General features: G+C 72.6%; 25 protein-coding genes. 16 read left to right on the top strand and 9 right to left on the bottom strand.

Annotated elements, in window-relative coordinates; genetic code table 11:
- Nucleotides 1–39: 39 nt before the first annotated feature.
- From AB0Q96_RS09635 to AB0Q96_RS09600, 8 genes are all read left to right on the top strand, one after another.
- Entirely contained in the window at nucleotides 40–1,884 is a 1,845-nt protein-coding gene (locus AB0Q96_RS09635) for a glycoside hydrolase family 15 protein (RefSeq protein ID WP_365323432.1), read from the top strand.
- A 137-nt stretch (nucleotides 1,885–2,021) separates the two neighbouring features.
- A complete protein-coding gene (locus AB0Q96_RS09630) occupies nucleotides 2,022–3,890 on the top strand; it encodes a methylmalonyl-CoA mutase family protein (RefSeq protein ID WP_365323430.1) in 1,869 nt (622 codons plus the stop codon).
- Nucleotides 3,890–6,076, top strand: coding sequence for a methylmalonyl-CoA mutase (gene scpA, locus AB0Q96_RS09625; protein WP_365323428.1), 2,187 nt, complete (start codon nucleotides 3,890–3,892; stop codon nucleotides 6,074–6,076). The genes AB0Q96_RS09630 and scpA overlap by 1 nt, the downstream gene beginning before the upstream one ends.
- A gap of 4 nt (nucleotides 6,077–6,080) precedes the next feature.
- Nucleotides 6,081–7,070 carry a methylmalonyl Co-A mutase-associated GTPase MeaB gene (gene meaB, locus AB0Q96_RS09620; RefSeq protein ID WP_365323426.1) on the top strand — a complete coding sequence of 330 codons (990 nt, stop codon included), beginning with the start codon at nucleotides 6,081–6,083 and terminating at the stop codon, nucleotides 7,068–7,070.
- A 149-nt stretch (nucleotides 7,071–7,219) separates the two neighbouring features.
- On the top strand, nucleotides 7,220–7,585 hold the full coding sequence (locus tag AB0Q96_RS09615; RefSeq protein WP_365323424.1) for a hypothetical protein: 366 nt from the start codon (nucleotides 7,220–7,222) through the stop codon (nucleotides 7,583–7,585).
- Nucleotides 7,586–7,674: 89 nt separating this feature from the next.
- Nucleotides 7,675–7,890, top strand: coding sequence for a DUF397 domain-containing protein (locus AB0Q96_RS09610; protein ID WP_365323422.1), 216 nt, complete (start codon nucleotides 7,675–7,677; stop codon nucleotides 7,888–7,890).
- A 139-nt stretch (nucleotides 7,891–8,029) separates the two neighbouring features.
- Entirely contained in the window at nucleotides 8,030–8,887 is an 858-nt protein-coding gene (locus AB0Q96_RS09605; RefSeq protein WP_365323421.1) for a hypothetical protein, read from the top strand.
- 37 nt (nucleotides 8,888–8,924) lie between these two features.
- On the top strand, nucleotides 8,925–10,265 hold the full coding sequence (locus tag AB0Q96_RS09600) for an esterase-like activity of phytase family protein (RefSeq protein ID WP_365323419.1): 1,341 nt from the start codon (nucleotides 8,925–8,927) through the stop codon (nucleotides 10,263–10,265).
- 74 nt (nucleotides 10,266–10,339) lie between these two features.
- Here the strand turns inward: AB0Q96_RS09600 and AB0Q96_RS09595 are convergent, their stop codons facing one another.
- From AB0Q96_RS09595 to AB0Q96_RS09560, 8 genes are all read right to left on the bottom strand, one after another.
- A complete protein-coding gene (locus AB0Q96_RS09595) occupies nucleotides 10,340–10,579 on the bottom strand; it encodes a DUF6253 family protein (RefSeq protein ID WP_365323417.1) in 240 nt (79 codons plus the stop codon).
- A gap of 4 nt (nucleotides 10,580–10,583) precedes the next feature.
- Entirely contained in the window at nucleotides 10,584–11,393 is an 810-nt protein-coding gene (locus AB0Q96_RS09590; RefSeq protein WP_365323415.1) for a maleate cis-trans isomerase, read from the bottom strand.
- Between the two features lie 12 nt (nucleotides 11,394–11,405).
- The gene (locus AB0Q96_RS09585; protein WP_365323413.1) at nucleotides 11,406–12,116 is read right to left on the bottom strand and encodes a transglutaminase-like domain-containing protein; all 711 of its coding nucleotides are present in this window, start codon (nucleotides 12,114–12,116) and stop codon (nucleotides 11,406–11,408) included.
- A gap of 18 nt (nucleotides 12,117–12,134) precedes the next feature.
- On the bottom strand, nucleotides 12,135–13,286 hold the full coding sequence (locus tag AB0Q96_RS09580; RefSeq protein WP_365323411.1) for an acyl-CoA dehydrogenase family protein: 1,152 nt from the start codon (nucleotides 13,284–13,286) through the stop codon (nucleotides 12,135–12,137).
- Between the two features lie 83 nt (nucleotides 13,287–13,369).
- On the bottom strand, nucleotides 13,370–13,744 hold the full coding sequence (locus AB0Q96_RS09575) for an ectoine synthase (RefSeq protein WP_329425482.1): 375 nt from the start codon (nucleotides 13,742–13,744) through the stop codon (nucleotides 13,370–13,372).
- 57 nt (nucleotides 13,745–13,801) lie between these two features.
- Nucleotides 13,802–14,071 carry a phosphopantetheine-binding protein gene (locus AB0Q96_RS09570; protein ID WP_329425480.1) on the bottom strand — a complete coding sequence of 90 codons (270 nt, stop codon included), beginning with the start codon at nucleotides 14,069–14,071 and terminating at the stop codon, nucleotides 13,802–13,804.
- Nucleotides 14,068–15,525: an AMP-binding protein gene (locus AB0Q96_RS09565; RefSeq protein ID WP_365323408.1), complete on the bottom strand. Its 1,458-nt coding sequence runs from the start codon at nucleotides 15,523–15,525 to the stop codon at nucleotides 14,068–14,070. Before AB0Q96_RS09565 ends, AB0Q96_RS09570 begins: the two co-directional genes overlap by 4 nt.
- Before the next feature lie 400 nt (nucleotides 15,526–15,925).
- Nucleotides 15,926–16,381: a MarR family transcriptional regulator gene (locus tag AB0Q96_RS09560; RefSeq protein WP_365323406.1), complete on the bottom strand. Its 456-nt coding sequence runs from the start codon at nucleotides 16,379–16,381 to the stop codon at nucleotides 15,926–15,928.
- Nucleotides 16,382–16,510: 129 nt separating this feature from the next.
- Here AB0Q96_RS09560 and AB0Q96_RS09555 point away from each other — a divergent pair, with 129 nt between their 5' ends.
- The 8 genes from AB0Q96_RS09555 (at nucleotide 16,511) to AB0Q96_RS09520 (ending at nucleotide 22,511) form a co-directional block, all read left to right on the top strand.
- The gene (locus tag AB0Q96_RS09555) at nucleotides 16,511–16,924 is read left to right on the top strand and encodes a multidrug efflux SMR transporter (RefSeq protein ID WP_365323404.1); all 414 of its coding nucleotides are present in this window, start codon (nucleotides 16,511–16,513) and stop codon (nucleotides 16,922–16,924) included.
- Nucleotides 16,925–16,979: 55 nt separating this feature from the next.
- The gene (locus AB0Q96_RS09550; protein ID WP_046908007.1) at nucleotides 16,980–17,297 is read left to right on the top strand and encodes a multidrug efflux SMR transporter; all 318 of its coding nucleotides are present in this window, start codon (nucleotides 16,980–16,982) and stop codon (nucleotides 17,295–17,297) included.
- 8 nt (nucleotides 17,298–17,305) lie between these two features.
- Nucleotides 17,306–17,794 carry a nucleoside deaminase gene (locus AB0Q96_RS09545; RefSeq protein ID WP_365323402.1) on the top strand — a complete coding sequence of 163 codons (489 nt, stop codon included), beginning with the start codon at nucleotides 17,306–17,308 and terminating at the stop codon, nucleotides 17,792–17,794.
- Nucleotides 17,791–18,489, top strand: coding sequence for a DsbA family protein (locus AB0Q96_RS09540; RefSeq protein WP_365323400.1), 699 nt, complete (start codon nucleotides 17,791–17,793; stop codon nucleotides 18,487–18,489). Before AB0Q96_RS09545 ends, AB0Q96_RS09540 begins: the two co-directional genes overlap by 4 nt.
- A 200-nt stretch (nucleotides 18,490–18,689) precedes the next feature.
- On the top strand, nucleotides 18,690–19,643 hold the full coding sequence (locus AB0Q96_RS09535) for a pseudouridine-5'-phosphate glycosidase (RefSeq protein ID WP_365323398.1): 954 nt from the start codon (nucleotides 18,690–18,692) through the stop codon (nucleotides 19,641–19,643).
- Entirely contained in the window at nucleotides 19,640–20,323 is a 684-nt protein-coding gene (locus tag AB0Q96_RS09530) for an HAD family hydrolase (RefSeq protein WP_365323396.1), read from the top strand. Before AB0Q96_RS09535 ends, AB0Q96_RS09530 begins: the two co-directional genes overlap by 4 nt.
- 32 nt (nucleotides 20,324–20,355) lie before the next feature.
- Nucleotides 20,356–21,741, top strand: a complete 1,386-nt coding sequence (locus tag AB0Q96_RS09525) for an MFS transporter (RefSeq protein WP_365323394.1) — start codon at nucleotides 20,356–20,358, stop codon at nucleotides 21,739–21,741.
- The gene (locus AB0Q96_RS09520; protein WP_365323392.1) at nucleotides 21,738–22,511 is read left to right on the top strand and encodes a hypothetical protein; all 774 of its coding nucleotides are present in this window, start codon (nucleotides 21,738–21,740) and stop codon (nucleotides 22,509–22,511) included. Before AB0Q96_RS09525 ends, AB0Q96_RS09520 begins: the two co-directional genes overlap by 4 nt.
- A 287-nt stretch (nucleotides 22,512–22,798) precedes the next feature.
- Here the strand turns inward: AB0Q96_RS09520 and AB0Q96_RS09515 are convergent, their stop codons facing one another.
- Entirely contained in the window at nucleotides 22,799–23,443 is a 645-nt protein-coding gene (locus tag AB0Q96_RS09515; protein WP_365323391.1) for a phosphoribosylanthranilate isomerase, read from the bottom strand.
- Between the last annotated feature and the right edge of the window lie 15 nt (nucleotides 23,444–23,458).

Genomic DNA, 23,458 nt, shown 5'->3' with positions numbered 1-23,458 from the left:
CCGGCGTCCGTTCCCGGCCGAGGAGGTCCCGTGTGCCCGGTGCGCCGATATCCGCCGATCGCCGACCACGGGCTCGTCGGCGACCTCCAGACCGCGGCCCTGGTCTCCTCCGACGGAGTGGTCGACTGGTTCTGCGCGCCGCGCTTCGACGCGCCGAGCGTGTTCGCCGCGCTGCTCGACCACGACCGCGGCGGGTACTTCGCCGTGACCGTCGACGCCCCCGACGTCACCACGCGGCAGCTGTACTTCGCCGACACGGCGATCCTCGTGACCCGCTTCCTGACCGCCGACGGGGTCGGCGAGGTCGCCGACTTCATGCCGCTGGACCGGCCGGAGACGGCGACGGCCCGGCACCGGCTGATCCGGGTGCTGCGGGTGGTGCGCGGCCGGGTGCGGTTCTCAGTGGAGTGCCGGCCGCGGTTCGACTACGGGCGGGCGGAGCACGAGCTGAGCCTCGACGGCCCGGGCACGGCCACCTTCACGGGCGGCGGGCTCCGGGCGGTGCTCCAGGGCGCGGGCCGGGTCGAGCTGCGCCCCGACGGGCGGGACGTGCGCGCGGAGGTGGAGCTGGCGCAGGGGCAGGCGGCGGCGGTCGTGCTGACCGTGGACGAGGCGGGCGGCGCGGCCCCGCCGCCGGTCGACCGGGCCTCGCTGACGGAGGAGTTCCGGCGGACCCGCGACTTCTGGCACCGCTGGATCCGGCGCAGCCGCTACCGGGGCCGGTGGCAGGCGGCCGTCAACCGGTCGGCGATCACGCTCAAGCTGCTCACGTACGCGCCGACGGGCGCCCCGGTCGCGGCGGTCACCATGGGCCTGCCCGAGCGGATCGGCGGCGAACGCAACTGGGACTACCGCTACACGTGGGTGCGGGACGGCTCGCTGTCGGTGCACGCGCTGCTCGGGCTGGGTTTCGAGGAGGAGGCGGACGCGTTCCGGCTGTGGCTCGGCGCGCGGCTGAGCGAGCAGCGGACGGTGACCGGCGAGCCCTTGCAGATCATGTACCGGGTCGACGGCGATCCGTACCTCACCGAGGAGACCCTCGGGCACCTGGAGGGCTACCGCGGCTCCGCGCCGGTGCGCCGGGGCAACGGGGCGGCCGGCCAGCTCCAGCTCGACATCTACGGCGAGGCGGTCTTCGGCCTGGCCCGCGAGGGCGGGTCCGCCGCGCGGCGGATCGGCTGGGACGGCTGGGTCGCCGTGTCGGGGGTGCTGGACTGGCTGGCCGGCCACTGGGACCGGCCCGACGAGGGCATCTGGGAGACCCGTGGCGGGCGGCAGGACTTCACGTACAGCCGGGTGATGTGCTGGACCGCCTTCGACCGGGGCATCCGGCTGGCCACCCGGTTCGCCCGGCCGGCCGACCTGGCCGGGTGGACGGCGGCCCGCGACACGATCCTGCGCCAGGTGATGGAGCGGGGCTGGAGCACGGACCGGCGGGCCTTCGTGCAGCACTACGGGAGCGAGGTCCTCGACGCCTCGCTGCTGCTGATGCCGGCGGTCGGGTTCATCGCGCCGTCGGACCCGCGCTGGCTGTCGACGCTCGACGCGATGGGCGCCGAGCTCGTCACCGACAGCCTCGTCTACCGGTACGACCCGGCCGCGTCGCCCGACGGGCTGCGCGGCGGCGAGGGCACCTTCTCGCTGTGCAGCTTCCTGTACGTGGGGGCGCTCGCACGGGCCGGGCGGCTCGACGAGGCGCGGTACTCCTTCGACAAGATGCTGACCTACGCGAACCACGTCGGGCTCTTCTCGGAGGAGATCGGCCCGGCGGGCGAGCAACTGGGCAACTTCCCGCAGGCGTTCACGCACCTCGCGCTGATCTCGGCGGCCATTGCCCTGGACGAGGAGCTCGACGCGGACCGGGACCGGCGCGCCGACGGGTGACGCGGACCCCGTCCGCGCGGGCCGAAGCGCACGGTGGCCAGCATGGATGCGGCCCGTCGTTCAAGGCCGATCAGGGGAGGTCAAGGTCACAGCGGATCACCCTGCGCTCCTTTGTGGAGCTGACCTAGCATCCGAGCATGACTGTGCTGCCTGACGACGGCCTCTCGCTGGCCGCCGAATTCCCCGCAGCGACCCATGCGCAGTGGCAGCGCCTCGTGGCGGGCGTACTGAGCAGGTCGGGCAAGGACGTTCCGGACACCGAGGCCGAGGACGTCCTGTCCACCGCGCTCGAGGACGGCCTGCGGGTCCGCCCCCTGTACACGGCCCGAGGACCGGCCGACGGCCCCGCAGAGGCGCCGGCCGACGGCGCCGCGACCCCGTCCGCGCCGGACACCGGACTGCCCGGGTTCGCCCCCTTCGTCCGGGCCGGGCGCGCCGAGGGCAACACGGCGAACGGCTGGGACGTGCGCCAGCGCCACACCGTGGCCGACCCCGACGCCCTCCTCACCGACCTGGAGAACGGCGTCACCTCGCTGTGGCTGGCCGTGGGTCCCGACGGCATCCCGGCCGGCGAGCTCGACCGGGTCCTCAAGGACGTGTACCTCGACCTGGCCCCGGTCGTCCTGGACGCCGGGGCGGAGACCCCGACGGCCGCGGCCGAGCTGCTCGACGTCTACACCCGGCGGGGCATCGCGCCCGAGGCCGCCCTCGGCAACCTGGGCGCCGACCCGCTGGGCACCGAGGCCCGCACCGGCGCCGCGTACGACGGCGACGGCTTCCCCGCCACGGTCGCCCTCACCCGGCTGTGCGCCGAGTCCTACCCGGGGCTGCGCGCGCTGACCGTGGACGCCCTGCCGTACCACGAGGCCGGCGGCTCCGCCGCGCAGGAGCTGGGCGCCTCGCTCGCCACCGGTGTCGCCTATCTGCGGGCGCTCACCGCGGGCGGTCTGACGGTGGAGCAGGCCCTCGGGCAGCTGGAGTTCCGCTACGCGGCCACCGCCGACCAGTTCCTGACGATCGCCAAGCTGCGCGCCGCGCGCCGGCTGTGGGCGCGGGTCGCGGAGGCCTGCGGGGCCCCGGCGGCCGGGGCGCAGCGGCAGCACGCGGTGACCTCGTCGGTGATGATGGCGGGCCGCGACCCGTGGGTGAACATGCTGCGGACGACGCTCGCCACCCTGGCGGCGGGGGTCGGCGGCGCCGAGTCGGTCACGGTCCACCCCTTCGACCACGCCCTCGGTCTGCCGGACGCCTTCGCCCGCCGGATCGCGCGCAACACGTCGACGATCCTCATCGAGGAGTCGCACCTGGCCCGGGTGATCGACCCGGCCGGCGGTTCCTGGTACGTGGAGACGCTGACCGACGAACTCGCGCACGCCGCCTGGGAGTTCTTCCAGGGCATCGAGCGGGACGGCGGTCAGGCGGCGGTGCTGCGCTCGGGCCGGATCGGCCGCGACCTGGCCGCCACCTGGGCCGGGCGTTCCCGGGCGCTGGCCGAGCGCCGCGAACCCGTCACCGGGGTCAGCGAGTTCCCGCACCTCGGCGAGAAGCCCGTGGTGCGCGCCCCGGCGCCCGCCGGGCCGTCCGGCGGTCTGCCGCGGGTGCGGCGCGACGAGGCGTTCGAGGCTCTGCGGGCCCGGTCCGACGCCCACCTCGCGGCGACCGGCGCCCGCCCGAAGGTGTTCCTGGCCGCGCTGGGGCCCGCCGCCGCGCACACCGCCCGGCTCACCTTCGCCGCGAACCTGTTCCAGGCGGGCGGCATCGAGCCCGTCACGGAGGGTTCCTTCGCGGACAGCGGCGCCGCCGAGGTCTGCCTGTGCTCCAGCGACGCCCTGTACGCGGAGCGGGCCGAGGCCACCGCCGCCGAGCTGCGCGCGGCCGGGGCCGGGCACGTGTCCCTGGCCGGCCGGCCCGGCGCGTACGCCGGTGTCGACACGTACGTCTTCGCGGGGTGCGACGCGGTCGCCGTGCTCTCCGCCACCCTCGACCGCATGGGAGTGTCCTCCTGATGGGAATCCCCGACTTCACCGGGATCGGCCTGGGATCCCCTTCGCCCGCCGGCAGCGCCGAGGAGTGGCGCGCCGCCCTCAAGCGGGCCTCGGGCGGCGACGACCTGCTGTGGGAGACGCCCGAGGGCATCGGCGTGAAGCCGCTGTACACCGGGCGTGACCTGGCGGACGTCGACTTCCTCGGCACGTACCCGGGTGTCGCGCCGTACCTGCGCGGCCCCTACCCGACGATGTACGTCAACCAGCCGTGGACCATCCGGCAGTACGCGGGCTTCTCCACCGCCGAGGAGTCCAACGCCTTCTACCGGCGCAACCTGGCGGCCGGCCAGAAGGGCCTGTCGGTCGCCTTCGACCTGCCGACGCACCGCGGCTACGACAGCGACCACCCGCGGGTGACCGGCGACGTCGGCATGGCGGGCGTGGCCATCGACTCGATCTACGACATGCGCCAGCTCTTCGACGGCATCCCGCTGGACCGGATGTCGGTGTCGATGACGATGAACGGCGCGGTGCTGCCCGTGCTCGCGCTGTACATCGTGGCGGCCGAGGAGCAGGGGGTGCCGGCCGAGAAGCTGACGGGGACCATCCAGAACGACATCCTCAAGGAGTTCATGGTCCGCAACACCTACATCTACCCGCCGAAGCCGTCGATGCGGATCATCTCCGACATCTTCGCCTTCACCTCGCGGAACATGCCCCGCTACAACTCCATCTCCATCTCCGGCTACCACATCCAGGAGGCGGGCGCGACGGCCGACCTGGAGCTGGCGTACACGCTGGCCGACGGCGTCGAGTACCTGCGGGCCGGCCGGGAGGCGGGGCTGGACGTGGACGCGTTCGCGCCGCGGCTGTCGTTCTTCTGGGCGATCGGCATGAACTTCTTCATGGAGGTCGCCAAGCTGCGCGCGGCCCGGCTGCTGTGGGCGAAGCTGGTGAAGGAGTTCGACCCGAAGAACGCCAAGTCGCTGTCGCTGCGGACCCATTCGCAGACCTCCGGCTGGTCGCTGACGGCGCAGGACGTCTTCAACAACGTCACCCGCACCTGCGTGGAGGCGATGGCGGCCACCCAGGGGCACACCCAGTCGCTGCACACCAACGCCCTCGACGAGGCGCTGGCGCTGCCGACGGACTTCTCGGCGCGCATCGCCCGCAACACGCAGCTGCTGCTCCAGCAGGAGTCGGGCACCACCCGGGTCATCGACCCGTGGGGCGGCAGCGCGTACGTGGAGCGGCTCACCCACGACCTGGCGCGCCGGGCCTGGCAGCACATCCAGGAGGTCGAGGCGGCCGGCGGCATGGCGCAGGCCATCGACGCGGGCATCCCGAAGCTGCGCGTCGAGGAGGCCGCGGCCCGTACCCAGGCGCGGATCGACTCGGGCCGGCAGCCGGTGATCGGCGTGAACAAGTACCGGGTGGACGGCGACGAGCAGATCGAGGTCCTGAAGGTCGACAACTCCTCGGTGCGGGGCCTGCAGATCGAGAAGCTGCGCCGGCTGCGCGAGGAGCGCGACGAGCGGGCCTGCCGGGACGCGCTCGACGACCTCACCCGGGCCGCCGGCGGCGAGGGCAACCTGCTGGAGCTCGCGGTCCGCGCGGCGCGCGCGAAGGCGACGGTCGGCGAGATCTCGGACGCCCTGGAGAAGGTGTACGGACGGCACGCGGGCCAGATCCGTACGATCTCCGGTGTGTACCGCAACGAAGCGGGCGAGTCCCCGTCCGTGGACGGCACCCGGGCCCTGGTCGACGCCTTCGAGGAGGCCGAGGGCCGCCGTCCGCGCATCCTGGTGGCGAAGATGGGCCAGGACGGCCACGACCGCGGCCAGAAGGTGATCGCGACGGCCTTCGCCGACCTGGGCTTCGACGTGGACGTCGGCCCGCTGTTCCAGACCCCCGCGGAGGTCGCCCGGCAGGCCGTCGAGGCGGACGTGCACATCGTGGGCGTCTCGTCGCTGGCGGCGGGCCACCTCACGCTCGTGCCCGCGCTGCGGGAGGAGCTGGCCGCGGAGGGCCGCGAGGACATCATGATCGTGGTCGGCGGGGTCATCCCGCCCCAGGACGTGCCGGTCCTCCTGGAGATGGGCGCCGCGGCGGTCTTCCCGCCCGGCACCGTGATCCCCGACGCGGCGGCGGACCTGGTGCGGCGCCTGTCGGCGGAGCTCGGGCACGCCCCGGGGCACGGCCTCTGATCCCGTGGCGATCGACATCGACACGTACGCGAAGGGCGTACGGGACGGCAGGCGCGCCCTCGTGGCGCGCGCCATCACCCTCGTGGAGTCCACCCGGCCCGACCACCGGGTGCTCGCCCAGGAGCTGCTGACCCGGCTGCTGCCGCACAGCGGCCGGGCGCGGCGGATCGGGATCAGCGGGGTGCCGGGGGTGGGCAAGTCCACCTTCATCGACGCGTTCGGCACGATGCTGACGGGCCTCGGGCACCGGGTCGCGGTGCTCGCCGTGGACCCGTCGTCGACCCGTACCGGGGGCTCGATCCTCGGCGACAAGACGCGGATGGAACGGCTCGCGGTGGACCCGGCGGCGTTCGTCCGGCCCTCGCCGAGCGCGGGGACGCTGGGCGGGGTGGCCAAGGCGACCCGCGAGTCGATCGTGGTGATGGAGGCCGCCGGGTACGACGTGGTCCTGGTGGAGACGGTCGGGGTCGGGCAGTCGGAGACGGCCGTCGCGAACATGGTCGACTCGTTCCTGCTGCTCACCCTCGCGCGCACCGGCGACCAGTTGCAGGGCATCAAGAAGGGTGTCCTGGAGCTGGCGGACGTCGTGGCCGTGAACAAGGCGGACGGCCCGCACACCACGGACGCCCGCGCGGCGGCACGCGAGCTGTCGGGGGCGCTGCGGCTCATGCACGGCGCGGACGCGGTGTGGGCGCCGCCGGTACTCAGTTGCAGCGCCCGCGAGTCGACCGGTCTGGACACCGTGTGGGACCGGCTCGAACAGCACCGGACCCTCCTCGACGCCACCGGCCGGCTGACCGCCCGGCGCCGGGAGCAGCAGGTCGACTGGGCCTGGACGATGGTCCGCGAGGAGCTCCTCGGCCGGCTGCACGCCGATCCCGCGGTGCGGGCCCTCGCGCCGGAGGTGGAGCGGCTGGTCCGGGACGGCGAGCTGACGGCGACGCTGGCGGCGGAGCGGATCCTGGGCGCGTTCGGGGACGGCGCGCGCGGCTGACCCGGTGCGCTCCCCCGCGCGCGTGGCTGCCCCCGTGCGCTCGTCCGCGCGCGGGGCTGACCCGGTGCGCTCCCCCACGCGCGCGGGCGGACATCCCGCCTCGCCCGGCCTAACATACGGGGAGGTTTTCACGGGGGAAGGAGCACGGCGTGAACTGGATCTGGGTGGTCCTCATCCTGTTCTGGACGGGTGGGTTCGCGTGGGCGGCCGACAACGTCAGGACGGCGCTGAAGCACCGGCACGAGCGCAAGATGGAGGTCCTGGAGGCGGCCAAGCAGGAACGGCTCGCCCTGGAGGCCGCGCACAGGACGCCGGAGCCGGTGTGCGGCTGCACGCACCACCTGGCCAAGCACGACAAGCAGGGCCGGTGCCATGAGCGCGTCGAGGTGCCGACCGCCTGGGACGAGCACAAGAAGCCGGTGCGGTACGAGGCGGGGCAGTGCAACTGCCAGCAGTACGTCGGGCCGCAGCCGCTGTCGCGGATCTACGCGGACGAGCTGACCGACCTGGACTGAGCGCCGCCTCCCGGCGGACGGGGCGGCCGAGCCCCGTTTGCGGTACTCCGCGGCCCCCGTGACGCTGGGGGTGAGAGGAGAACACCCAGATGAACAAGGACCCGCTGTACTCGCAGAACCTGACCAAGGCCGTCTGGCGGAAGAGCAGCCGCAGCGCGACCGACGGCTGTGTCGAGGTGACCCGGCTGGGCGCCGGGGCCGTCGCGCTGCGCGACTCGCAGCATCCCGACGGCGGGGACCTGCGGTTCACCGCCGCCGAGTGGGCGGCCTTCTGCGCCGGCGTGCGCGCCGGGGAGTTCCGCTAGCGGACGGGCGGTCCGGGCGGCGGTCCGGGCCGCCGACCGGCCGCTTCGCGGGGTGTCGCGCCCAGCCGCCGTCTGCGGTTCACCCGGTCAACCCCCGCGCGCCACACGGTCCTCACCCGCGGTCTGGACCATCCCCGCCATGACCACCGCTTCTCGTCTGCCCCGCGGCGCGGCCGTCGCGCTCGCCGCCACCGCCGCCGTCCTCCTCGCCCCGGCGACCCCGGCGTCCGCCGCGTCCAACGCCGTCCCCTCGTACGAGGTGAAGATCAACCTCACGGTGGCGGCGCTGGACGCCTCCCACACCCCGAGTGCCGCCGTGCGGTCGGCCTTCGGCATCACCGGCTCGGCCAAGGCCCGCTCGTACAGCTACTACGACACGACCGCCCTGGGCCTGGACGCCGAGGGCTGGAGCGTGCGGCTGCGGCACAAGGACGGCTCGTCGTTCGAGGAGACGTACAAGAAGCGCTTCCCCGTGACGGGCGGCGACATCGACGCGGCGCTGAACACCGCGAACGCGGCCGGGTTCGACAGCTCCGACACCAACTACAAGGCCGAGGTCGACTGGGGCTACGCCAAGCAGACCCTCAGCTTCAGCAACGAGAAGAGCCACAGCGCCAAGGGCTACGCGGGCACCACGCTGCCGGCCGACGCGACCGGCCGCGGCTGGCTCGTCAACGACGTGCCGGGGAAGCTGGCCGACTGGGGCACCACGGGCTGGGGCAAGAGCGCCCTCCAGACCTCCCGGACCCACGGCCCCGTCAGCTCCCAGGTGTACGGGGGAAGCTGGGGCGCCTCGGACGACGCGAGCATCGAGGTGCTGCCGGTGGTCGGCGCGGGCGGGACCGGCACGGAGTACGTGATCGAGCTGTCGTTCAAGACCGACTCGTACGCGGACGCCGCGACCCTGCACCAGGACGCCATCGCCGTCGCCGACTCCCACGGCTGGCTGTACCGCGGCGACATCCTGAAGACGCAGCTGATCCTCGACCGCTACTGACCCATCCTCACCTCCCTTTTCCTGAGCAGGAGTTCCCATGAATCCGCGCCGTCTTCGCCGGCCGGCCGCCGCCGTACTGCCGCTGTCCGCCGCCCTCGCCCTGACCGCGGTCGCCTGGCCCGCCGAGGGCACGCCGGCCCCGCACGGCTCCCCCGCCCGGGTGGTCTCCGCCTCGGTCCTGCCCGACATCCCGCTGGCGGGCTTCAGCAACCGCCTGCTGCCGGGCAGCGTCGCCGACGACCGCGGGGTCGACCTGGGCGGCATCGGCAGCGACCTGTACCCGGCCGGGCGGCGCGGTGAGTACTGGACCGTCACCGACCGGGGGCCCAACGGCCAGATAGCCGTCGGCAAGGAGAAGCGGCGCACCTTCCCCGTGCCCGGATTCGACCCGGCCATCGTGAAGATCCGTACCGTCGGCGACCGCGTCGAGGTCCTGAAGGCCATCCCGCTGACCACGTCCTCGGGTGCCCCGGTGACCGGTCTGCCGAACCAGCCCGGCCGCGACGAGGCCCCGTACACCTACGACGCGAAGACCCCGCTGCGCTACGACCCGAACGGCCTGGACACCGAGGGCCTGGTGCGGGACCGGGACGGCAGCTTCTGGCTGGTGGACGAGTACGGCCCGTCCCTCGTGCACGTCTCCGCGCGCGGCCGGGTGCTCGCCCGGCACGTGCCGAAGGGGCTCGGTCTGACCGGCGCCGACTACCCGGTGATCGAGTCGCTGCCGGCGATCTACCTCCAGCGCAAGATCAACCGCGGTTTCGAGGGGCTCGCGCTCCTCCCCGACGGCGACCTGGTGATGGCGCTGCAGAGCCCGCTGCTCAACCCCGACAAGGACAGCGGCGAGAACTCCCGCACCACCCGGCTGCTGCGCTTCTCGCCGCGCAAGGCGAAGGTCACCGCCGAGTACGCGTACCGCTTCGACCCGGTCGGCGTGGTCGAGCCGGGCCAGACCAAGACCTCCGAGCTGAAGATCTCCGCGCTCGTCGCGCTGGGCGGCGACCGCCTGCTCGTCGAGGAGCGCACCGACAAGGCGGCCCGGCTCTACGAGATCCGGCTGCGGCGCGGCGCGGACATCCTGGGCTCCGCGTGGGACACGGCCGGCACCAGCCCGGCCCTGGAGCAGCTCGACGACCCGGCGGCGGCGGGCGTCCCGGTGCCGGCCAAGCGCCTGGTGGTGGACCTGGGCACGGTCGAGGGCGTCCCCGGCAAGATCGAGGGCGTCGCGGTCGAGGGCGACCGGACCCTGGTGCTGCTCAACGACAACGACTTCGGCATGACGGACGGCCCCGGCGCCTTCGACGCGGCCGGGCGTCTGGTCGACAGCGGCATCGAGACCCGGCTGGTGAAGGTGCGGCTGGACCGCCCGCTGCGCTGACGCCGGCCACGCTCCCCTACCCGGAAGGCCCGCCCCTCTCCCCCGGTTCGCCGGCGGGGAGGGGCGGGCCGGGTCTAGCGGCTCGCGAGCTGCCTGGCGGCGGGCGCCGGGACGGCGGGCGCGTCGCAGGCGCAGTCGGGCTTGACGGCGTAGCGGGTGAAGCCGGGGAGTTCCTCGGCCCTGCGCAGCCCGCCCTTGTGGAGGGTCACTCCGTACACGTTCGGTCCGTCGGTGCGCCAGCAGACCAGGGGGGTGCGGTAGACGTCGCCCTCGGGGGTGGTGAACACGGCGACGTAGCCGTCGGCGGGCAGCATCCGGTCACGCTTCCTTCGGTACGGCGCGGAAGAGGCGCCCGTAGTCGGTGACCCGCGCGGCGGCCCCGGCGGCGCCGGCCAGGTGCAGGGCGTGCCACAGGACGGCCTGGTTGGCGGTGAGGACGGGGAAGCCGAGCTCGTCCTCCAGACCGCGGACGGTGCCGACGGCGCGGATGCCGTTGCCGGCGACGAGGACGGCCTCGGGGCGGGCGCCGGCGACGGTGCCGCGGATCCACTCCGACAGGTTCCGCGGGGTGATGGCGGTCTGCTCGGAGGGCAGGCCGACGGGTCCGTGGTGGACCACGGTGAAGCCCTGGGCCTCGAAGTACTCCTGGCCCTGGGTGGAGAGCTTGTCGTCGAACCAGGGCGGGTTGACGATCGCGATCCGCCGGGCGCCGAGGGCGCGGAAGCCGGCGACGGCCGCCCGGGCGGTGCCGGTGAGCGGGATGCCGCGGGTGAGGGGCGCGAGGCGCTCGTAGAGGGCGTTCTCGCCGTCAACGCCAAGGACGTACGAGGAGCTGGTGAAGCCGAGCACGAGTGCGTGCAGCGGCGAGTCGGCCAGGAGCTTGACGGCGTTGTCGACGGCCGGGGGCTCGACGAACGCCGTGATGGGGTCCTGGGGGATCTTCTCCGCGACCATGTGCCCGCCCGGGAGCATCCCGCCGAAGTCGATGCGCGAGGCGTGGATCGTCACCGACTCCGGGGCGACCGCCTGGAGTTCGGCCTCCGGGCCGATGTCGGCCGAGGGGACGACGACGCCGATGCGGGTGGCGGCGTCCCAGCCGTCGTGCGGCGAGGTGGTGGCGCTGCTCATGCTCTCGGGTCCTTATCTGCCGGCGGCGGGGTCGGTGGCGGTGTCGGCCTCGGCGGCGAGCGAGCCGCCCTTGACCGTGCCGACGCCCTCGCCGCTCAGGAAGTTGGGGTGCTTGGCGCGCATGGTGGAGATCACGAAGTCGTACGGGACGTCGTCGAAGGAGCCGTGGTCCTTGAGGAACTCCATGGAGCCCTTGCCTCCCTGGCCCGCGTACGGGTGGTAGAGGGAGTCGCCGGTGCCGTCGAACTCGAGGGCCTCCATGCCGTAGAGGCGGCAGAGCAGCTTGTTGAAGACGGGGGTGGCCTTGACCCAGCGGCCGTCCAGGTAGACCTGGGTGAGGCCGTGGAAGAAGACGTCGCCGCCGATGTGGGCGATCAGCCGGGGGCTGGCGAGGTGGTTGCGGACGTCGCCGTAGACCAGCTTGGAGGGGATGCCCAGGGCGCGGACGGCGGCGGCGTAGACGACCGACTTGTGCAGGCAGAAGCCCTGGCCGGCGGCGAGGACGCTGGAGGCCTTGAGGCCCCGAGGGCTGAGGTCGGTGTCGTAGACCTCGTAGTCGAGGCCGTCCCGGACGGCGTAGTAGAGCTTCACGGCGTTCTCGCGCCGGTCGGCGGCACGGTCCTTGACGACGGAGTCCACGAAGTTCTGGACCTCGTCGGACTCGTGGTCGAGGAAGTCCGTGGGCCGGGTCAGTGCGTGCAGTTCGTCGAGGGCGATGCTCATGACGGGAGAGCTCCTAGCTCAGAGTCCGAGGAGGGCGGCCATGCGGTTGCGCTGGATCTCGCTGCTGCCCGAGTAGATGGTTCCGGCGACGGAGTTGCGCAGGTCGCGCTCGATGCCGTACGAGGTGAGGACGCCGCGGCCGCCGTGGATCTGGACGGCGTCCAGGGCGGTCTTCACGTTGGCCTCGGAGACGACGATCTTCGTGGAGGCCAGGTCGAGGGAGATGTCCTCGCCGCGTTCGGCCTTGGCGCCGGTGTCGGCGAGCCACTTGGCGGCGGTCTCGACGGCGATCCGCATGTCGACGATCTTGTGGCTGATGGCCTGGTAGCCGGCGATGGGCTGCCCGAACTGGGTGCGCTCGGTGGCGAACCGGATGACGGTGTCGAGCCGGTGGCGCATCTCGCCGAGGGACAGGGAGAAGGCGTAGAGGATCTCGCGCTTCATCACGTAGTCCAGGACGAGGAAGCCGGCGCCCTCGGCGCCGACCCGGTTGGTCACCGGGACCCGCAGCCGGTCGAAGCCGAGCCGGCCGAGGGGGGAGGTGCGCAGGCCCAGCTTGTCGAGGGGCTCGCCGATCTCCAGGCCGGGGGTGTCGCGTTCGACGAGCAGGCAGGTCAGGCCGAAGGGGCCGGGCTTGCCGGTGCGCACGTACAGCAGGAAGAGGTCGGCGACGGGGGCGTTGGTGATGAACATCTTGCCGCCGTCGACGACGTAGTGGTCGTCCTCGCGGACGGCGACGGTGCTGATGTTCATGGCGTCGGAGCCGCCGGACTCCTCGGTGATGGCGTGTGCGGTGACGGCCTCGCCGGAGAGGATGCGGGGCAGGTACCGGGCCTTCAGCTCGGCGGAGCCGAACTTCTCCAGCGGGGTGGCGAGGGAGACGATCTGCGTCGAGGTGGAGAAGGCGATGCCGGCGTCGCGGCAGTGGTAGCCGAGCCCTTCGAGGGCCCGCATGGTCTCGGTGAAGCTGCGTCCGCTGCCGCCGTGCTCCTCCTTGAAGGGGGTGCGCAGGATGCCGCTGTCCTTGATCGCCTGCCACTTGGCGCGGGAGAAGACGCCGCCTGCGTCCAGCTCCGCGAGGTCGGCGTTCAGGACGTCGGCATAGGGGGCGACGAGATCGGTGAGCGGGCCGTCCCGGTCGGTCGGGGGCGGCAGTACATCGGCGGTCACGGTCTTCCTTCCTGGGTGCGGGCGGGGCGGGTGCCCCGGCCGGGCCGTGTCGCGCCGACGGCCCGGCCGGGAACGCGGTCGGCCTAGTACTGGGAGAAGCCGTCCTCGGAGAGTCTGTGCTGCTCCGCGCCGGTCAGCGGCGGGTTGAAGACCGAGATGAGGTGCAGGTCCTCGTGCTCGGAGGCTATGAGGTAGTGCGGGTCGTGCTCGTCGAGGACGTAGATGGTGCCAGGGTTGATCTTGAAGACGGTGCCGTCCTTGTGCACGACCGCGCCGGAGCCGGCCACGCAGTAGCAGGCCTCCAGGTGGTTGCGGTACTGGAGGGCGGAGTTGGTGCCCTTGCGGACCAGCGTCTTGCAGACGGTGAAGCCCATCTTGTCGGCGTCGGTCAGCAGCCGGTGGCTGGTGCCGTTGCCCCACTCGACCGGGGTGACGTCCTCGAGCGTGCGCGTGAACATGGCGTGACTCCTCTGCGGAATGTGCGGAAACCTGGCGGATGCCTGAGGGGGGGCCGTTCAGAGTGCGGTGTTGTCCGTGATCGTCTTGGTGATGGCGTCGATCGTGCGGAAGTTGTCCGGCCCGATCTCGATGTCGTCGATGGGGACGCCGTAGGTGTTGGCGATGTGCTGGATGAGCTTCACGAGGCCCAGCGAGTCGACGACGCCCGACTCGATCAGCTCGTAGTCGCCGGGCAGGTCCTCGGCGGTGATGTCCTCGCCCTTGAGGTACTGCGTGAGCAGGTGGGCGCGGATCTCTCCGGCGATGTCACGGGTGGGGGCGCTCATGCGCTGATCTCCTCCTTGATCTTGTTGCGGTCCGGCTTGCCGGTCGAGGTGCGCGGCAGGGGGATCTCGCTGATGCGGACGCTGGACGGAATGGCGTGGCGGGGCAGGTTGGCTCCCGCGTACGAGCGGATCGTGAGGGAGTTGAGGCCGGCGCCGGGCCGCTTGGTGAGGCGGGCGTGCAGCTTCACTCCGGCTTCCGGGTCGGGGAGGGCGACGACGGCCGCCTCCTCGACGTCGGGGTGCTGGGCGAGGACGGACTCGACCTCCTGGAGGTTGGTGCGCACGCCGCGCACCTTGACCTGCCAGTCGGAGCGGCCTTCGAGCTGGTAGAGGCCGTCGGCGTTGCGGGTGACGAGGTCCCCGGTGCGGTAGAAGACCCGGCCCTCGCGGACGACGAACACGTCCGGGTTCAGGGATTCCTGGAGGTAGCCGCTGGTCTGGAAGGGGGTCCGGACGACGAGTTCGCCGCTGCCGGGGCCGGTGAGGGTCCGCCCCTCGTCGTCGAGGACCGCGGCCTCGACGCCGGGCAGCGGCCGGCCGATGGGGATCTTCCCGTGCGGGATGCGCGGGTCGACGGGGTGCAGGAAGCTGTCGTTGGTCTCGGTGCAGCCGTACACGTTGTGGAACCGCGCGAGAGGAAACGATTCTGCTGCGCGTTCCAGGAGGTCCTGCGGTACGGCGTCCCCGGTGAGGACGACCTCGCGCACCCGCTCGAAGCCCCCCTCCCCCTGGGTGAGGAGGCGGTAGAGCAGCGGCACGCCCTGGACGAAGGTGACCGTGCCGTCCGCGACGAGGCTCCGCAGGTACGGGGCGTCGGCGGCCTTCTCGCGGTCGACCAGGACGACCCGCGCCCCGGCGCCGAGGAAGGTCCACACGTCGAGCAGGGCCAGGTCGAAGTTGAGCGGGGCGTAGGACAGCGAGCCGTCCGCGGCGGTGATGCCGAACTCCTCGACGGCCCACGCGGCGAAGGCGTCGAAGGCCCCGGTCCCGATCGGCACCAGTTTGGGGGTGCCGGTGGAGCCGGAGGTGGTCAGGAGCAGCCGGGCCTCGTCGGCGGCGGGCCGGGCGAAGCCGTCCGCCGCGGCGGCGTCCTCCTCCTGGTGCCGGACCGTCAGGGTGCCGTCGGCGCCGGCCGAGAGCCGGGCCGAGACCCGCGCCTGACGGCAGATCCGGTCGAGGGCGTCCTCGCCGAGCTCGGGTGAGGGCGCCAGGACGACCAGGGGCCGTCCGAAGGCGGCGAGCATCAGGGCGACGGTCGCCGGGTCCTTGCGGGCCGGCACGCACACCGGCCGGTCGGCCGGGAGGTCCGCCGCCGCGAGCCGCTCCGACAGGAGCGTCACCAGGGCGGCGAGTTCGCCGTAGGTCACCCGCTCGTCGTCGAGTACGAGTGCCGTCAAGGAAGGCTGCCGCTCGGCGTGCGCGGCGATGTTCTGAGCAAGGCTGGGCGATGGCACGTTTCCCCCGCATGGTCTGGAAAAGACTGGGCCAAGCACCGTCCGATCCGTCCGGTCTGCGTTCGCGTGAACGTCCCCCGTTCGAACCGATCTGCGCCGAGATCAGGATCTACCGAGTTTCCATGCACGGTCAAGCATATACCGAGCGGTCGCGTTGTGACCTAGGTCACCGCTTGTGCATGCAACTAATACTCTAAGTCAAGATCGTTAAACCGGTGCTGCAGGCATGTGAACGCAAAAAGGCCGCGCCCTTCCGTCTCCGGCGGATGGAGACGGTGGGAGGCGACGGCCGGCGATCGGGGAAGCGGTCGGGGAGAAGAAGGGAGAGGCGAGCGGGGGAAGCGGAGAGAGGGGACGGAGGCGGGCCCGGGGGGACGGGGGTGCGCTGGGGGCGGGGGGGTTACGCCGGGCGGGAGCTGCGCAGGGAGGCCACCGTGGCCGCGAGCGCGGGGTCGGCGCCCTGTGAGTTGAGCGCACCGGAGAGGACTTCCGCGTAGGTCGCGCGGGCGGCCACGTAACGGGTGCGGCCCTCGTCGGTGATCACCGCGTAGACGCCGCGCTTGTCGGACGGACAGAGGTCCTTGAACGCGTAACCAGCACCTTTGAGCCGCTCGACGAGGCGGGTGACCGAGGACTGCCCGAGCCCGATCTTGTCGGCGAGCTCCTGCATGCGCAGCTCGCTGGTGGGCGAGGAGGACAGGTTCTCGAGCGCCCGGTACTCCGAGAGGCCGATGCCGTGCCGGCGCTGGAGCGCGTTGGCGAGCTCCCGCTCGACCCGCGCGTGGAGGGTGAGCACGCGGTCCCAGACGGCCTGGTCCGAGGTGGGTGCGGGGGACGTGGTCGTGGCGTTGTTCATGTACCTCTCCTCAAAAGGGGGTTTGACAACAGGTTATATGACCATGCAAGATCCTAGCTAACTCCGTGCCGTACTTAGGAGCTTCATGATCCTAAGGAACTTGCACGCACAAACAACAATGGAGGCATCGTGTCCGCCGAGCAGACACAGAAGAACCAGAACATCGGCTGGGCCTGGCTGCTGTTCTCGTCGCTGTTCGAGATCACCTTCGCCCTCTCCACCGAGGCCACCCACGCCTTCACCCGCCTCGGTCCCTCGCTCCTCACGGCCGCGGCGGCCTCGTGCGGCATCTACACGCTCTCCCAGGCCCTCAAGTACATCGACGTCGGCGTCGGCTACACCGTCTGGGCCGGTATCGGGGGCGTCGGCACCGTCATCTTCGGCACCCTGATCTACGACGAGCCGATGACGATCTGGAAGGTCCTCGCCTTCGTCCTGATCATCGGCGGCGGCACCACCCTGCGCATCACGGACAAGATCGCCGCGGACAAGAAGGTCGCGGCGGAGCTCGTCGCCGAAGAGCGCGCCAAGGCCACGGTCTGACCCGCACCGCCCTCCCCGCCCGCCCCACCTCCTTCCAGTAGAGAGAGCCGCTCCCATGACCTGGGTCTACCTCGGCATCGCCATCGTCTTCGAGATCCTCTTCGCGCTCGGCACCAACGCCACACAGGGCTTCACCAAGCTGTGGCCCAGCGTGCTGACCCTGCTGGCCGCGGCCGGCGGCATCTACACGCTGTCCCACGCCCTGCTGGAGCTGGACGTGTCGGTCGGCTACACGATCTGGACCGGCATCGGCGGCGTCGGCACCGTCGTCTTCGGCGCGATCATCTTCAAGGAGAAGATCACCCTCGCCCGGCTGCTGTCCTTCGCGTCGATCATCGGCGGCGCCATCATCCTGCGCGTGACCTCGGTCTGAGCCCCCTCATGACCACCGCAGCCAAGGACCACCTGACCAAGCAGGTGGCAGAAGCAGTCCGGATCAGCCGCGAGCACGTCGCCTCCGGCGGCATCCCCTTCTCGGGCATCGTGGTCCGCCACGACGGCCGGGTCCTGGGAACCGGCTTCAACCGCGTCCGCGAGGAGCGCGACGCCTCCGCCCACGCGGAGGTGGTCGCCCTGCGCAACGCCACCAAGCAGCACGGCGCGTTCGCCGTGCACGGGGCGACCCTGATCGCCTCGGGAGAGCCCTGCGCCCTCTGCTACCAGGTCGCCCTGTACTTCGGCGTCGAGCACATCGTCTACGCCGCCGACCGCAGGACCGCCGCCCAGTACGGCTTCGACTACTCCGGCTCGTACGCCATCTACCGCACCGACCCGACCTCGTGGGGCGTCCGGACCACCCACCTCCCGGTCGAGGGACACGAGGTGCCGTTCCAGGAGTACCTGGCCAACCGAGGGAGCAACCCCGCGTGAGCACCGAGACCGACGGGACGCCGGCGGCGGCCCCGCGCGCCGAGAAGGTACGGATCCAGGTCTGGTCCGACTACGTGTGCCCCTTCTGCATGCTGGCCGAGGGCCCGCTGGAGGAGGCCGTCGAGGGCCTCGACGTCGAGATCGAGTGGAAGCCCTTCGAGCTCCGCGCCGAGCCCAAGCCGACCCTCCGCCCGGAGGACCCGTACCTCCCCGAGATCTGGAAGCGCGCCGTCTACCCGATGGCCCGCCGCCTGGGCGTGGACATCACCCTGCCCACCGTCTCGCCGCAGCCGTACACCCGACTGGCCTTCGAGGGCTGGCAGTTCGCCGTCGAGCACGGTCTCGGCGACGCCTACAACCAGCGCATGTTCCGGGCCTTCTTCCAGGAGAGCCTGGACCTCGGCCGGCTCGACGTCCTCGTCGGCCTCGCCGAGGAGATCGGCCTCGACGGCCCCGCGTACCGCAAGGCCCTGGAGGACGGCACGTACTACGAGCGCCACCAGGACGCGCTGCGGGACGCCGAGGCGAACCGCGTCCAGGCCGTCCCCACGATCCTCGTCGGCGACACCCGCCTGGAGGGCGTGCCCAGCACCGCGCAGATCCGCAAGGCCGTCCTGGACGAGCGGGCCCGGCTGGCCGAGTCGGTCACGCTCGACGGCGTGGTCTGTCGCGCCGACGGCACGGGCTGCGCGTAACGCGTTCCGCCCTCGACCAGGACCCTCCACGAAGACCCTCCACGAAGAACAGCAGCCCAGAACAGCAGCCCAGAACAGCAGCCCAGAACAGCAGCTCAGAACAGCAGTCCAGAACAACGGCCCGGGCAGCAGTCCGGGCAGCAGTCCAGAGAGACAGGCACGGCACCGCACAGCACTACGCACCACAAAGGGGACCCTTCATGACCACCTCCTCGCGCCTTCGTGCGCCGGCATTCGACCCGACTCTCCTCGCACTCGGCGAGGAGGTGTCAGAAGCCCTGGCCCACGGCAGACCCGTCGTGGCCCTCGAATCCTCCGTCCTCTCCGGCTTCCCCCACCCCGACAACCTGGAGCTGGCCCGGGAGATGGACGCCGGGATCCGCGCCCAGGGCGCCGTACCGGCGCGGATCGCGCTGCTCGGCGGGAAGCTGCGGGTCGGCCTGGACGACGCGCTGCTCCAGGAGTTCTGCGCGTACGGGAAGGTGCCGAAGGTCTCCACCCGTGACATCGGCGTCACCCTCGCGGCCGGCGGGCCCGGCGGCACCACCGTCTCCTCGTCGCTGCTCGCCGCCGAACTGGCCGGGATCCGCGTCTTCGCCGTCGCCGGCATCGGCGGCGTCCACCGCGACGCCCCCGCCAGCTTCGACATCTCCACCGACCTCGTCCAGTTCACCCGCGCGCGGACCGCCGTGGTGTGCGCCGGGGCGAAGTCGATGCTGCACCCCCAGTGGACCCTGGAGTGGCTGGAGACCGCGGGCATCCCCGTCATCGGCTACCGCTGCGACGACTTCCCCGCCTACCTCTCGGTCTCCAGCGGCGTGCGCAACCCGCACCGCCTCGACGACCTCGCCGACGTCGCCCGGGCCACCTGGGCCCACTGGCGCGCCGGCAACGACACCAGCGTCCTCGTCACCCACCCCATCGCCGAGGACGACGGCATCCCCTCCCAGGAGATCGCCGACGCGCTCGCCGCGGCGACCGAGCGCGCCGCCGCCGAGGGGATCACGGGCCCCGCCGTCACCCCGTACCTGCTCAAGGCCATCGCCGAGGCCACCGAGGGCCGCACCGCCGACGCCAACGTGTCGGTGCTGAAGTCGACCACCGTGCTCGCGGCCGAGTTCGCGGTCCACCTCGCCAAGGAGGAGCAGCGGTGAGCGCCGTCCTCTTCGACCTGGACGGCACCCTGCTCGACACGCCGTCCGCCATCGCCGACACCCTCCGCGCCACCCTCGCCGAGCGGGGCCGCAGCGCCTCCGACGCGCGGCTGCGGGCGACGATCGGCCGGCCGCTGGCCGCCTCCTTCGCGGAGCTGACGGACCTGCCCGAGGACCACCCCGAGGTGCACGCCTCGGTCGACCTCTTCCGGCGCCTGTTCCGCGAGCAGGCCGTGCCGCGCGCCCGCGAGCTCGTCTTCCCCGGGGTCCGCGCCCTCCTTGAGGAGCTGCGCGACGGCGGCCACCAGATCGCCATCGTGACCAGCAAGATCCGGCCGAGCGCCGAGGAACTCCTCAAGCCCGCCGGGCTGTACGACCTGTTCCACGCGGTGGTCTGCCACGGCATGGCCGAGCGCGGCAAGCCGCACCCGGACCTGGCGCTGCTGGCCGCCCGGCGGCTCGGCCGCGGCCCGGAGGCGTGCGTGGTGGTCGGGGACGCCGTCGACGACATGCGGATGGCCCGTTCGGCGGGGATGCGCGCGGTGGGCGTCACCTACGGCGTGGCCGCCGAGGAGGCCCTGGCCGACGCCGGGGCGCACACCGTCGTCCGCTCCGTCGGCGCCCTCGCCGACGTGCTCGGCACGCTGACCGCAGCGCCGCTGCCCGCACCGCACCTGTAGCCCGAACCAGCGACCCGTAGAGACCAGGGGACATGACAGCCACACTCACCTCCACCCAGCGGAGCGTCACGGGCAGCCTGCTGACCATCTCCGCCGCACAGTTCCTGATCGCGCTGGACTTCTCGGTCATCTTCGTCGCCATGCCCAGCATGAGCGCCGACCTGGACCTGTCCGGCTCCGCCATGCAGTGGGTCGTCAGCGCCTACAGCGTGTTCTTCGCGGGCTTCCTGATCCTCGGCGGCCGGATCGCCGACCGGATCGGCCCGCGCACCCTGTTCATCGGCGCGCTCGCCCTCTTCGGGGTGGCCTCGCTCGCCGGCGGCCTCGCGGCCGGCGCGGCCGTGCTGCTGCTGGCCCGCGCCGCGCAGGGCATCGCCGCCGCCGCGCTCCAGCCGTCGATCCTCGCCCTGCTCAACACCAGTTTCGAGGCGGGCCGCGAGCGGACCCGGGCGATGGCCGTGTGGGGCACCGTCGGCGCCAGCGGACTGGCCGCCGGGGTCGTCGTGGGCGGTCTGCTCACCACGGTGTCCTGGCGGTGGACCTTCTTCGTCAACCTGCCCTTCGCGCTGATCTGCGTGCTCGCCGCGCCGCGCTTCCTCGGCCAGGCGGACGTGCGCACGGCGAAGCCGCTGAACGTCCTCAGCGCCGTGCTGTGCACGGCGACCGTGCTGGCCTCGGTGTTCGGCCTGACCTTCGCCGCGGGCGACGGCTGGGGCGCGCCGTCGACGCTGATCTCCTTCGGCGCCGCGGTGGTCGGCCTGGCGGTCTTCGTGGTGCGGGAGCGCAGCAGTTCGGTGCCGCTGATCGAGCGGTCGCTGCGCGGCACCCGGACCCTGCTCGTCGGCTGCGGCGCGACGGCGCTGTACATGGCGAGCGTCGCGGGCGTCGAATTCTACATGGTGACCCTGTTCCTCCAGGAGAACCGGGACATGGCGCCGCTCGCCGCCGGAATCGCCTTCCTGCCGCTGGCCGTCTGCATCACGCTCGGCAACATGATCGCCGGCCGGATCATCCCGAAGGTGGGGGTCGGGGTCAGCGCCCCGGTCGCCTTCCTGGTCGGCGCGGCCGGTCTGGTGCTGCTCGCCCTGGGCGTGCACACCACCTCGTACTGGACCGGCCTGCTGCCGGGTCTGATCGTCTCGGGCCTGGGCCACGGCATGATCTACACGTCGATGTTCGTCGGCGGCACGCGGGACGTGGACGACGCCAACCAGGGTGTGGCCGGCGCGCTCATGACGACCAGTCAGTACGCGGGCGGGGCGCTCGGCGTGGCCGTCCTGGTCATCCTGCTCGGCGACGGACCGGCGGACTCCCGCTTCCTGCCCGGCTTCCTGCTGGCCGCGGCCATCGCCGCCGTCGGCGCCCTGTGGACCTGGCGGGGCTTCGCCGGCCTGCGCGGGAAGGAGACCGCGGCATGACCCGCCTGGGCATCCTCGTCATCCACAACGACCCCGTGCCGGAGACCGAGATCTGGCGGACGGCCCCGGACGGCACCAGCGTCCACACGGCCCGCTTCGAGTGCCCGCGGCTCGACGACGCCGAGTACACCGGCAGCACGGCGCGGCTGCTCGCCGACGCGCCCGACGTGGTCCGCTCGCTGGACTTCCTCGGCCGGCTCGGCGTCGACCGGATCGCGTTCTGCTTCGGCTCGCCCAGCTTCTTCGGCGGCGAGGGCTTCGACGCCGAGTTCGCCGAGGCCGCCCTCGCGCACTCCCACGGCACGCCGGTCTACACCTCGGGGCAGGCGCTGACCGAGGCGCTGGCCGCGGTGGGCGTGCGGCGCCCGCTGGTGGTGATGCCGCCGTGGTTCACGCCGCCGACGCACCGCGCGGCGGAGGCGTACCTGACGGCGCACGGCGTCGAGGAGGTGTTCGTCCACCCCTTCGATCTTGGCCCGGAGTGGGCGCACGTCGAGCCGTACAACGCCTTCGACGAGGGCGCCCGTTGGGCGATCGACCCGGACGAGGTGCTGCGCCAGGCCACCGCCGCCTTCGAGGCCACCGGCGGCCGGGCGGACGGGGTCCTCGTGCCCGGCAGCGGCTTCCGCAGCCAGTCGCTGGTGCCGCTCCTGGAGAAGGTGCTGGACGTCCCGGTCGTCACCGCCAACCAGTCCGTGCTGTGGTCCGGGCTGCGCGCGGCGGGCGAGCGGGGGGACGAGCGGCACGGCCGCCTGTTCCGCTCGTACTAGGTCGTGTCCGGAAAGTAGCGCCGTCTGCCCGCAGGGCAGGGCTCGCGGCGTCTGGTGCGTGCGAGCGCAAGGCGCCGGGATGCCCTCGTAGCGGAGCTACTTGGGCATTCCGGCAACGCCGCGATCGTGCGTGCCAGACGCCGCGAGCCAGGCGGGACTCTCCGGACACGACCTAGCACCTCCGCCCCGCAGAGCCTGCCGGCTCCCCCGAGCTCCGTGCCCCGGCGCGCCGTCCCCCGCCGCCGGGGCACGGTCATGCCCGCGTCCTGGCGGCCGCCCTCGAAGCACTAGAGGGTGTCCGCGGCCCCGGCTTCGGCCCCGGATGCGGCGGCGGCCTTCGCCGCCGTGACGAAGGCGTGGATGCGGTCGTGGTCCTTGACGCCGGGGGCGGACTCGACGCCGCTGGAGACGTCGACGCCCCAGGGCCGGGCCTGCCGGATCGCCTCGGCGACGTTGTCGGGGGCGAGGCCGCCGGCGAGCAGCCACGGGCCCTCGGGGCGGGCGGCGTCGAGGAGGGAGAGGTCCCAGCGGGCACCGGATCCGGCGCGGGGCGAGTCGAGGAGCAGCACCTCCTCGCCGTAGGCGCCGACCCGGGTGTCGGGCTTCTCGTTCAGCGAGGTGGCCCGCCACAGGCGCGGGAAGGTGCGGGCGGCCTCGTCGAAGTCGGCCCGGGCGTAGGCGGGGCCGTGCAGCTGGAGGGCGTCGACGCCGAGCTCGCGCGCCGCGCGGGCGGCGTCGCCGGCGGCCGTGTCGTTGACGACGAGGACGGACCGTACGTGGGAGGGCACGTGGGCGGCGAGACGCACGGCGACGTCCCAGTCGAGGCCGCGGACGCTGGTCCCGCTGATCACCAGGCCGATCGCCTCGGCCCCGGCCTCGGCGGCCACGTCGATGTCGGCGGTCGTGGCGAGCCCGCACACCTTGACGAACACTGCTGCTCCTTGCCT

Origin of the sequence: Streptomyces sp. NPDC093111, from assembly GCF_040683955.1 — a bacterium.
Classification (GTDB): domain Bacteria; phylum Actinomycetota; class Actinomycetes; order Streptomycetales; family Streptomycetaceae; genus Streptomyces.
Note: the sequence above shows the minus strand (reverse complement) of the source record. Positions and strands in the feature narration are given on the sequence as shown.

Excerpts from the sequence above, each read along its gene's own strand:
- AB0Q96_RS09590 (WP_365323415.1), bottom strand. The coding sequence starts at position 11,393 with ATGAGCAGCGCCACCACCTCGCCGCACGACGGCTGGGACGCCGCCACC.
- AB0Q96_RS09535 (WP_365323398.1), top strand. The coding sequence starts at position 18,690 with ATGACCACCTCCTCGCGCCTTCGTGCGCCGGCATTCGACCCGACTCTC.
- AB0Q96_RS09575 (WP_329425482.1), bottom strand. The coding sequence starts at position 13,744 with ATGTTCACGCGCACGCTCGAGGACGTCACCCCGGTCGAGTGGGGCAAC.
- AB0Q96_RS09560 (WP_365323406.1), bottom strand. The coding sequence starts at position 16,381 with ATGAACAACGCCACGACCACGTCCCCCGCACCCACCTCGGACCAGGCC.
- AB0Q96_RS09525 (WP_365323394.1), top strand. The coding sequence starts at position 20,356 with ATGACAGCCACACTCACCTCCACCCAGCGGAGCGTCACGGGCAGCCTG.
- AB0Q96_RS09595 (WP_365323417.1), bottom strand. The coding sequence starts at position 10,579 with ATGCTGCCCGCCGACGGCTACGTCGCCGTGTTCACCACCCCCGAGGGC.
- AB0Q96_RS09545 (WP_365323402.1), top strand. The coding sequence starts at position 17,306 with ATGACCACCGCAGCCAAGGACCACCTGACCAAGCAGGTGGCAGAAGCA.
- scpA (WP_365323428.1), top strand. The coding sequence starts at position 3,890 with ATGGGAATCCCCGACTTCACCGGGATCGGCCTGGGATCCCCTTCGCCC.
- AB0Q96_RS09550 (WP_046908007.1), top strand. The coding sequence starts at position 16,980 with ATGACCTGGGTCTACCTCGGCATCGCCATCGTCTTCGAGATCCTCTTC.
- AB0Q96_RS09610 (WP_365323422.1), top strand. The coding sequence starts at position 7,675 with ATGAACAAGGACCCGCTGTACTCGCAGAACCTGACCAAGGCCGTCTGG.
- AB0Q96_RS09570 (WP_329425480.1), bottom strand. The coding sequence starts at position 14,071 with ATGAGCGCCCCCACCCGTGACATCGCCGGAGAGATCCGCGCCCACCTG.
- AB0Q96_RS09520 (WP_365323392.1), top strand. The coding sequence starts at position 21,738 with ATGACCCGCCTGGGCATCCTCGTCATCCACAACGACCCCGTGCCGGAG.
- AB0Q96_RS09630 (WP_365323430.1), top strand. The coding sequence starts at position 2,022 with ATGACTGTGCTGCCTGACGACGGCCTCTCGCTGGCCGCCGAATTCCCC.
- AB0Q96_RS09600 (WP_365323419.1), top strand. The coding sequence starts at position 8,925 with ATGAATCCGCGCCGTCTTCGCCGGCCGGCCGCCGCCGTACTGCCGCTG.
- AB0Q96_RS09585 (WP_365323413.1), bottom strand. The coding sequence starts at position 12,116 with ATGAGCATCGCCCTCGACGAACTGCACGCACTGACCCGGCCCACGGAC.
- AB0Q96_RS09605 (WP_365323421.1), top strand. The coding sequence starts at position 8,030 with ATGACCACCGCTTCTCGTCTGCCCCGCGGCGCGGCCGTCGCGCTCGCC.